The 2462-nt window shown below is 65.9% G+C and carries 1 protein-coding gene; it reads left to right on the top strand.

The window, feature by feature from the left end:
- Positions 1-2462 (top strand): VCBS domain-containing protein (locus tag IVA79_RS17480; protein ID WP_247554845.1); only part of this gene is annotated, 2462 nt, incomplete at both ends.

Consider the following 2462-nt stretch of genomic DNA (forward strand, 5'->3'; position numbering starts at 1 on the left):
CTGCCGCCGCGCTCAACACCAGCGGCCTATTGACGATTGTGGATCCCGACAGCGGCGAAGCCCATGTCGTCGCCCAGAGCAATGTCCACGGGACCTATGGCGACTTCACGATCGATGCCAACGGGGCCTGGAGCTACACCGGCAACGGTGCCCACAATGAGCTCACCGCCGGCCAGCAGGTGCAGGACCAGTTCACGGTCACCAGCCAGGACGGCACCGCGAGCGGCATCGTCACGGTCACCATCACTGGCAGCAATGATGCGGCCACCGTGAGCTCGGACTCGAAGTCCGTCACCGAAGGCGACACGGCCGCGGCGCTGAACACTTCCGGGCAACTCACCATCACCGACCCGGATACGGGCGAAGCCCATGTCGTGGCGCAATCGAATGTCCACGGCACCTACGGCGACTTCAGCATCGATGCCGACGGCGCCTGGAGCTACGCCGGCAATGGTGCTCACGATGGGCTCACCGCCGGCCAGCAGGTGCAGGACCAGTTCACCGTGACCAGCCAGGACGGCACCGCGAGCGGCACCGTGACGGTCACCATCACAGGCAGCAATGACGCGGCCACGGTCTCTTCGGACTCGAAGTCCGTCACCGAAGGTGACACTGCCGCTGCATTGAACGCCTCCGGCCAACTGACGATCGTGGATCCCGACAGCGGCGAAGCCCATGTCGTGGCGCAGAGCAATGTCCACGGCGCCTATGGCGACTTCAGCATCGATGCCAACGGGGCCTGGAGCTACACCGGCAACGGTAGCCACAATGAGCTCACCGCCGGCCAGCAGGTGCAGGACCAGTTCACGGTCACCAGCCAGGACGGCACCGCCACCGGTATCGTCACAGTGACCATCACCGGCAGCAATGATGCGGCCACGGTCTCGTCGGAGGCGAAGTCCGTCACCGAAGGCGATGCCGCCGCCGCGCTCAACACCAGCGGCCAGCTCAGCATCACCGACCCGGATACGGGCGAAGCCCACGTCGTGGCCCAGACCAGCGCGCACGGAACCTATGGCGACTTCACGATCGATGCCAACGGCGCCTGGAGCTACACCGGCAACGGTGCCCACGATGAGCTCACCGCCGGCCAGCAGGTGCAGGACCAGTTCACGGTGACCAGCCAGGACGGCACTGCCACCGGCACCGTGACGGTGACCATCACCGGCAGCAACGATGCGGCGACAGTCTCGTCGGACTCGAAGTCCGTCACGGAGGGCAACACTGCCGCCGCCCTCAACACCAGCGGCCTATTGACGATCGTGGATCCCGACAGCGGCGAAGCCCATGTCGTGGCCCAGAGCAATGTGCACGGCAGCTATGGCGACTTCACGATCGATGCCAACGGCGCCTGGAGCTACACCGGCAATGGCGCCCACGATGAGCTCACCGCCGGCCAGCAGGTGCAGGACCAGTTCACGGTGACCAGCCAGGACGGCACCGCCACCGGCACCGTGACGGTGACCATCACCGGCAGCAACGATGCGGCGACAGTCTCCTCGGAGGCGAAGTCCGTCACGGAAGGCGACACCGCGGCGGCGCTCAACACCAGCGGCCAGCTCAGCATCACCGACCCGGATACGAGCGAAGCCCATGTCGTGGCGCAGAGCAATGTGCACGGAAGCTATGGCGACTTCACGATCGATGCCAATGGGGCCTGGAGCTACACCGGCAACGGCGTCCACAATGAGCTCACCGCCGGCCAGCAGGTGCAGGACCAGTTCACGGTGACCAGCCAGGACGGCACCGCCACCGGCATCGTCACGGTGACCATCACCGGCAGCAACGACGCGGCGACAGTCTCGTCGGACTCGAAGTCCGTCACCGAAGGCGATGCTGCCGCCGCATTGAACGCCTCTGGCCAGCTGACGATCGTGGATCCCGACACTGGCGAAGCCCATGTCGTGGCGCAATCGAACGTCCACGGGACCTATGGCGACTTCACGATCGATGCCAACGGCGCCTGGAGCTACACCGGCAATGGTGCCCACGACGAGCTCACCGCCGGCCAGCAGGTGCAGGACCAGTTCACGGTGACCAGCCAGGACGGCACCGCTACCGGCACCGTGACGGTGACCATCACCGGCAGCAACGATGCGGCGACCGTGAGCTCGGACTCGAAGTCCGTCACCGAGGGCGATAACGCGGCGGCGCTCAACACCAGCGGCCAGCTCACCATCACCGATCCAGACACGGGCCAGGCCCATGTCGTGGCGCAGAGCAATGTCCACGGCAGCTACGGCGACTTCAGCATCGATGCCAACGGGGCCTGGAGCTACACCGGCAATGGTGCCCACAATGAGCTCACCGCCGGCCAGCAGGTGCAGGACCAGTTCGCAGTGACCAGCCAGGACGGCACTGCCAGCGGCACCGTGACGGTGACCATCACCGGCAGCAATGATGCGGCCACGGTCTCGTCGGACTCGAAGTCCGTCACCGAAGGCGATGCTGCCGCCGCATTG

Origin of the sequence: Bradyrhizobium sp. 138 (assembly GCF_023074075.1) — a bacterium.
Lineage (GTDB): Bacteria > Pseudomonadota > Alphaproteobacteria > Rhizobiales > Xanthobacteraceae > Bradyrhizobium.